Source organism: Bacteroidota bacterium, from assembly GCA_016718825.1.
GTDB lineage: Bacteria > Bacteroidota > Bacteroidia > J057 > JADKCL01 > JADKCL01.
Map to the genome: position 1 here is coordinate 241,344 of JADKCL010000011.1, position 6,583 is coordinate 247,926.

Below are 6,583 nucleotides of genomic sequence, written 5' to 3' on the forward strand. Positions count from 1 at the left end.
CTGGAGGGAACTAAATTTTCGCTGTAGCGGTGTCTTGGGATTGGCTATTTCTAAAAACGCAAAATCCACTTAAATTTGATCATGATGAATGCCTTTCTCGCTCCCAAGCACTTGCGGTCCATGCGGATGGTGGCCATATTGGCAATTGGTTTCATGACATTGACCAGTGGCAGCGTCAAGGCATGGGGATTTTGGGCACATCAGCGCATCAACCGGATGGCGGTATTTACGCTTCCGCCACAGATGATGCATTTTTACAAGAAGAATATCGACTACCTGACCGACCATGCGGTTGATCCCGACATGCGTCGATACGCAGTAGACGGCGAAGCCGCCCGTCATTACATCGACGTGGATCATTATGGGGAATACCCATTTGAAATGGTTCCACGCAAATGGCAGGATGCCGTGGACAAGTTCACGGAGGATTCCTTGATGGCCTATGGCATCGTGCCTTGGCACATACAAAGGCATTATTTCTGGTTGGTCGATGCATTCCGCGAAGAGAATCCGGCAAAAATTTTGAAGGCAAGCGCCGATATCGGGCACTACATCAGCGACAGCAACGTGCCTTTGCATACAACCGAGAACTACAATGGTCAATTTACCGGCCAAAAGGGAATTCATGGCCTTTGGGAGTCAAGATTGGTTGAGCTTTTTGCCTTGGATTACGACTTTTACATTGGTCAATCGGCCTATTTCGGTGATATGAACGCCGAAGCATGGCGTTGGGTGCTTGAATCCCATCTTGCACTGGACTCTGTGCTGAGTTTTGAGAAGAAATTGACTGAAAAAATGTCATCTGACCAGAAATACAGCTTCGAAAACCGAAACAACGTCTTGGTCAAAGCCTACAGCAAGGCATTTTGTACTGCATATCACCAAATGCTGAGTGGAATGGTCGAGCGCCGCATGCGCGCATCCATTGCTCGTGTCGGTTCGGTTTGGTACACTGCCTGGGTCGATGCAGGTCAGCCCGATTTGAAGAAACTGCTCGAAAAAGAGTTGATAGAGGAAAAAGAAACCGAGGATAAAAAGTTGAAGATCAATGACAGGGAGGCTGGAGACATTGGAGCCGTCCTGGATCCGCGGGAAATGCTTTTTGGCACGTGTTGCGGCCATCGCATGGGCCCATGCAACGAGAAGATGCCTCAGATCGACTCTTGCAATCCAATGCTGAAATCCGGAGGAGTAGCGAGATCAGTTCCGGATCAGCACGGCCATTGAAATTGGCTTTTGCAACACCAATAGTTGCAAAACCAAACTATTTTCGCACTTTTAGCGGTAGAGAAAAGCGAAAGTATTTGTTGATGATCCAAAAGTCCGTTCCATCTAGTCGCATCGCATTTTGTGTCACCGCATTGGTGCTCATGTATTTGTTGCCTGTGCGGCTGCACGCACAAGACAGTTATCAGTCGCTGTACAATGCAAATGCGATCCAAAAGCACAAGATCCGATGCATGACGGTGGAGTTTTTTGCGGCTGCAGGGGGAGTGGATTCTGTTGTGCCAGGCTCCCGAATTCCTGACTACCGTGAACGCTTTTTCTACAACGATAGTGGCCAAATCGAGCGATACGAGGCAGTCAATCCCAATATTCGGCTTCAAAATCAATCTGGTTCGCAGTTAAGCGCGCGCTATGAATACAGTGACAATGGCCTTACCACTCATCGTCACGATACGACTGTATTTGGAAACAGCAGTGAATGGCATTTCCGCAAGGATGCGCAAGGTCGTCGTTTGGGTGAGGAAATGTTTTTGCCTGATATTGAGCAGCCCGTTGCGACCCGACAGTATTTTTACGACTACAAGGGACGGTTGGAGAAGCGCAAAACCGTACATGGCCACAACAATCCCGGCCGCAAAGAAGATTGTGCGCTGACCTTCTATGTCCATGATTATCAGAGCTTCAACGCAACCGTTCTCTCTTCACAGGAAATGGCGCGTTGCGTCTGCGAATTGGAATACCTTGACGTGGATCGCAGGCCGGTGAGAAGGATTGCCTACGATTCGTTGGGTGTCATGACCGAAACCGTGCTGCTCAATTACGACCATACAGGAAAGCCGATCAGGCTTGAAATTCGCGATAAGTCCGGGATCAATGTCGTCGCGTTTGCCGACATCATCTATGAGCGCAACGGTTTGGTGAAGGTAAATATCAGCGGAAGTGGAAGCATTTTTGATGCTGAACTCTCAAAGCTCGCCACCCGTAGCCGCGAATTTATCACCGACCATTGGGCAGATTGGCGCCTGTTGCGGGAAATCAGGATCCTTCAAGGAAAACGTGAATTTGCCCGTTACCTTTTCAGCTACGACCTCCGCAGTTAGGATTTTGCAGGACCATTGTAGTAATCCATCAGGCTGAGTTTGGCAAGAATGGCCTCTGTGGCTCCCGTCTTGCTTTTCATATAGGCGATGTTTTTCGATCTCGCATCCGCCAGCAATTCCGGATCCGTCAACCATTGTTCCAGCGCCAAACGCAGTTCGTCCGAGTCGTTGACCATAGTCGCGGTACCGAGTTTGACCATGTCTACAGCTTCTTCGAATCGCGTGTGATTCGGCCCAAAAATCACGGGATTGCCGTAGATCGCAGGTTCTTGCGTATTGTGAATGCCCACACCAAAGCCACCACCGATGTAAACCACGTCTGAATAATGGTAGAGGCGCGAAAGCATCCCGACATTGTCGATCCAAAGCACGTCGGTGGAGTCGATGGCCTGATCCAGTTGACTGTACTTTGCCATGTAATCGGGGGAGGATGCGATCAAACGGTCGATGTGTTGCGGATGGATTTCGTGGGGGGCGATGATCCAGCAAAGATCTGCACGCCGCATGCTTTTGATCACGGAAAGGACGATGTTTTCGTCTGGCGGCCAAGTACTTCCGACGACGATGCATCTGCGGTGCCTGACAAATTCTGCGATTCCCGGAACCTCCTGAAACTTGGAGGGCAATTCGGCAACCCGGTCAAACCGCGTATCTCCTGCAACGCTGATGCGGTCAGAGCCGGTAAATTTCTCCAGCAGGATCGCGCTGCTTTTGTCTTGGGTGAAGATCCAGGAAAATGAGCGAAGCGCCCTGCGGTAGGAAAATCGAAGAATGCTTTTGAAAAACTTGCTTTGTTCGCGCATCAGCACGCTCACCAGCACCATGTGGATCGAGCGTCGGTGCGTTTCCTCGATGAAGTTGAGCCAAAGATCGTATTTCACGAATACAACGAGGCTGGGCTGCACAATGTCTAAAAAGGTAATGGCATTGCGGCGGGTGTCGAGCGGAAGGTAACAAATATGGTCGGCCAGCGGGTAGCCCTTCCGAATTTCATAGCCGCTTGGGCTGAAGAAGGTGAGAAGTATCTTTTGCTCGGGGTGCGAAGCTTTGATGGCCTCGATCAATGGTCGGCCTTGTTCAAATTCGCCGAGGGACGAGCAATGAAACCAAACCCAATTTTCACCGTCCTTCACACCGTCAGCCAGGCGCTCTTGCCAATCCCATCGGCCTGCTATCCACAACTTGGCTTTCTCATTGAAAACCGATGCCAGCCCGATCGCCCAGCGGTACGCCCAAATGCCGATGTTGTAGAATATGCGCATGCGAAGGGGAGGGGTACAGCGGGTACCTTTTAGTAATAGTATTCTTTTTCGGGGGCAGATTTGTAGATCGGGAAGGTCCAGCCCGCTTTCAATCCGACGAGAAGGTCCAGCCTTTTAGCCTCATCCTTCACCCCGGTATCAAAATTAAAGTCACGACGCGACTGCGTAAAGCTTTGGCTGAATTCTGCACCGACAAAAAAATTGGTGAATCGATTGTTGCCAAAGTGTCGAAAACCAAACCCTTGTACGAGCCCAAACCCATTCGTGAGCCGATCGTAGCCCTTTAAATAGGGTTTTGACAGATAGGGCACATTGTCCCCAATGGCTTGTACAGCAATTTTGTGCTGAATGAATTGGCCTCCCAGTTCCACGTAAATCCCCGAATTGAGATTCTTTTTGTTCAGCGGAAAGATTTTGCCCACGGTGAAGGGCACCACAAGTCCGCGGAGAAAGTAGCGCACCGTGTAAAATCGACCATCCGCCCCTAATGCCATGGTTTGGTATCCCGCAGAGTCACTTCCAATCAGTTGCACGACATTGCCAGCAACCGCTTCTCGGACCTCCCCACCAAAGAAAAATTTCAGGCCGGTGGATGCGTAGAAGTTGCTCGCAAGTTTTATCCCGCCCTCACCACCAATCTGACTGGAGAATCCGAAACGGTCGGCAAAGTCTCCGGCCGGCAAATTGGCGGAATAGACGATGCTGAGATGACCCATGGTAATCGCACTGTCCTGAATGCTTTTTTGTGCCATTCCGCTCAAACCGCATAGCAAGAGCGCAAAAAATAAGACATACCTCTTAATGATTGTCATTCGATTTCTGTACTTTTGGGCCTCATTTGGTAAAATTATCAATTTGCCGCACATTTTGGAAGGATCACTATTTGCTGCCGATGACACAGAAAGCGGATTACTTCGCACATGAAACGGCCGTGATTGACGAGCCGGTCCAAATTGGAAAAGGAACGAAGATTTGGCATTTTTCACACGTAAGCACCGGTGTTGAGATCGGGGAAGGCTGCAATTTCGGGCAGAATGTCTTCATTGGAACCGGTGTAAAGCTAGGCAACAATGTCAAGGTGCAAAACAATGTCTCGATTTATGCGGGCGTTGTCTGCGAAGACGATGTTTTCCTCGGGCCTTCCATGGTGTTTACCAACGTGATCAATCCCCGCAGCAACGTGAATCGCAAAAGTGAATACCGCGAAACGTATCTGGAAAGGGGCGTTACGGTCGGGGCGAATGCAACGATTGTATGCGGCGTGCGGTTGAAAAAGTTTGCATTCGTGGGTGCCGGAACGGTGGTGACCAAGGACGTGCCTGCCTATGCACTTGTCACGGGGGTCCCCGCGCGTGTGGCCGGATGGATGAGCGAGCACGGCGAAAAGCTCAAATTTGATGCAGAAGGCTATGCCATCTGCCCCGGAAGCGGCGAACGTTACCGCAAAATCGGAGATTTAGTAACCAAAATCGGATGACGACGATGGACATTAAGATGGTCGATACCGTCGGACAGTACCGACGCATTCAGGCAGAAGTCGATGCTGGCATCCGCGAGGTGCTCGAAACCGGAGCCTATATCAATGGTCCGGCAACCAAACGCTTCACTGAAAATTTTGCAAAATACCTCGGCGCAAAAGCGGTGATTCCCTGCGCTAACGGCACCGATGCACTTCAAATTGCCTTGATGGCCTTGGATTTGCAGCCCGGAGACGAAGTCATCACTTCACCGTTCACCTTTTTTGCAACGGCCGAGGTGATCGCCTTGCTGGGCTTGATCCCGGTATTTGTGGACATCAACCCCGAGACGTTCAACCTCGACCCGGCTAAACTGGAAGCTGCCATCACGCCCGAGACGCGCTGCATCATCCCGGTCCACCTCTTCGGATTGACCTGTGACATGGAACCGATCATGGCCTTGGCAGACAAACATGGCATCTGGGTGATCGAAGACAATGCGCAGGCGATCGGAAGCGAATACACATTCAAGGACGGACATAAAGAAAAAGCCGGGCTTATCGGCCATATCGGTTCTACATCCTTCTATCCCAGCAAAAACTTGGGTGCCTACGGTGATGCCGGTGCCTTGTACACCAACGATCCGGTCCTTGCCGAAAAATTGCAGATGATTTGCAACCACGGTGCCCGCAAAAAATATCACCACGAACGCATCGGCGTCAATAGCCGTCTGGACACAATTCAGGCCGCAGTGCTCGATGCAAAATTGAAACATCTGGACGAATATACCGCTGCACGGCAACAGGCGGCAGCTTGGTACGACGAGTTGCTCGGCAATGTGGAGGGCATCTCCATTCCGGGTCGGCCCGCAAATTCCACCCACGTGTTTCATCAATACACCTTGCGCATCCACGCCGGTCGCGAACGCCGGGACCGCCTGCAGGCGCAGCTTGCAGAGCGCAAGATTCCAACAATGGTCTATTATCCAGTGCCTTTGCATACGCAAGAGGCCTATGCTTCCTACGGATTCAACAAGGGTGATTTTCCCGTTTCCGAAGCAAGTTGCGAGCAAGTGATCTCGCTGCCCATTCACTCGGAACTTGACCGTGCGCAGGTCGAGTACATCGTGCAGCATTTCCTAGCTTGTTTTCACCAATAATCAAAGCTCAAAAGACACATGAAAATCGCAGTTATCGGGACAGGTTACGTAGGATTGGTAGGAGGCACATGCTTTGCCGAATCCGGCAATGACGTTCTCTGTGTGGACAATAACCAAGAAAAGTTGGCCAAACTCCGCTCGGGAGCCATTACCATTTATGAGCCAGGTCTTGAAGTTCTCTTCGAACGCAACAACAAGGAAGGTCGCCTGAGCTTTACCGACTCCGTCGAAGAGGCGGTTGCCTATGCGAGATCATTTTCCTTGCCTTGCCGACACCTCCGATGGAAGACGGATCTGCAGACTTGCAATATGTCTTGGCTGTCGCTGAGCAGATTGGCAAATGCATCAAGGATTACCGCGTGATCGTCAACAAAAGCA

6 protein-coding genes and 1 pseudogene are annotated in these 6,583 nt (G+C 50.7%); 5 read left to right on the top strand and 2 right to left on the bottom strand.

All coding sequences use genetic code 11. The features are described 5' to 3' along the window. Positions 1-84 precede the first annotated feature (84 nt). Both IPN95_14970 and IPN95_14975 read left to right on the top strand, forming a co-directional pair. Complete coding sequence (locus tag IPN95_14970; GenBank protein ID MBK9450676.1) at positions 85-1,227, top strand: hypothetical protein; 1,143 nt, start codon at positions 85-87, stop codon at positions 1,225-1,227. An 83-nt stretch (positions 1,228-1,310) separates the two neighbouring features. Next, positions 1,311-2,327, top strand: coding sequence for a hypothetical protein (locus tag IPN95_14975; GenBank protein ID MBK9450677.1), 1,017 nt, complete (start codon positions 1,311-1,313; stop codon positions 2,325-2,327). Here IPN95_14975 and IPN95_14980 read toward each other — a convergent pair. Beyond that, the gene (locus tag IPN95_14980) at positions 2,324-3,589 is read right to left on the bottom strand and encodes a 3-deoxy-D-manno-octulosonic acid transferase (GenBank protein MBK9450678.1); all 1,266 of its coding nucleotides are present in this window, start codon (positions 3,587-3,589) and stop codon (positions 2,324-2,326) included. The two genes, IPN95_14975 and IPN95_14980, sit on opposite strands and share 4 nt — an antisense overlap. A 29-nt stretch (positions 3,590-3,618) precedes the next feature. After that, positions 3,619-4,341 (bottom strand): hypothetical protein, encoded by a 723-nt coding sequence (locus tag IPN95_14985; protein MBK9450679.1) that lies wholly within the window; start codon positions 4,339-4,341, stop codon positions 3,619-3,621. 140 nt (positions 4,342-4,481) lie between these two features. On the opposite strand from IPN95_14985, the gene IPN95_14990 reads away from it, so the two are divergent. The 3 genes and pseudogenes from IPN95_14990 to IPN95_15000 all read left to right on the top strand — a co-directional run bounded on the left by IPN95_14990 (position 4,482) and on the right by IPN95_15000 (position 6,583). Beyond that, positions 4,482-5,066, top strand: coding sequence for an N-acetyltransferase (locus IPN95_14990; GenBank protein ID MBK9450680.1), 585 nt, complete (start codon positions 4,482-4,484; stop codon positions 5,064-5,066). Positions 5,067-5,071: 5 nt separating this feature from the next. Next, positions 5,072-6,205, top strand: coding sequence for a DegT/DnrJ/EryC1/StrS family aminotransferase (locus IPN95_14995; GenBank protein ID MBK9450681.1), 1,134 nt, complete (start codon positions 5,072-5,074; stop codon positions 6,203-6,205). Positions 6,206-6,223: 18 nt separating this feature from the next. After that, a pseudogene (locus tag IPN95_15000) lies at positions 6,224-6,583 on the top strand (UDP-glucose/GDP-mannose dehydrogenase family protein).

Excerpts from the sequence above, each read along its gene's own strand:
- IPN95_14975 (MBK9450677.1), top strand. The coding sequence starts at position 1,311 with ATGATCCAAAAGTCCGTTCCATCTAGTCGCATCGCATTTTGTGTCACC.
- IPN95_14990 (MBK9450680.1), top strand. The coding sequence starts at position 4,482 with ATGACACAGAAAGCGGATTACTTCGCACATGAAACGGCCGTGATTGAC.
- IPN95_14970 (MBK9450676.1), top strand. The coding sequence starts at position 85 with ATGAATGCCTTTCTCGCTCCCAAGCACTTGCGGTCCATGCGGATGGTG.
- IPN95_14985 (MBK9450679.1), bottom strand. The coding sequence starts at position 4,341 with ATGGCACAAAAAAGCATTCAGGACAGTGCGATTACCATGGGTCATCTC.
- IPN95_14980 (MBK9450678.1), bottom strand. The coding sequence starts at position 3,589 with ATGCGCATATTCTACAACATCGGCATTTGGGCGTACCGCTGGGCGATC.
- IPN95_14995 (MBK9450681.1), top strand. The coding sequence starts at position 5,072 with ATGGACATTAAGATGGTCGATACCGTCGGACAGTACCGACGCATTCAG.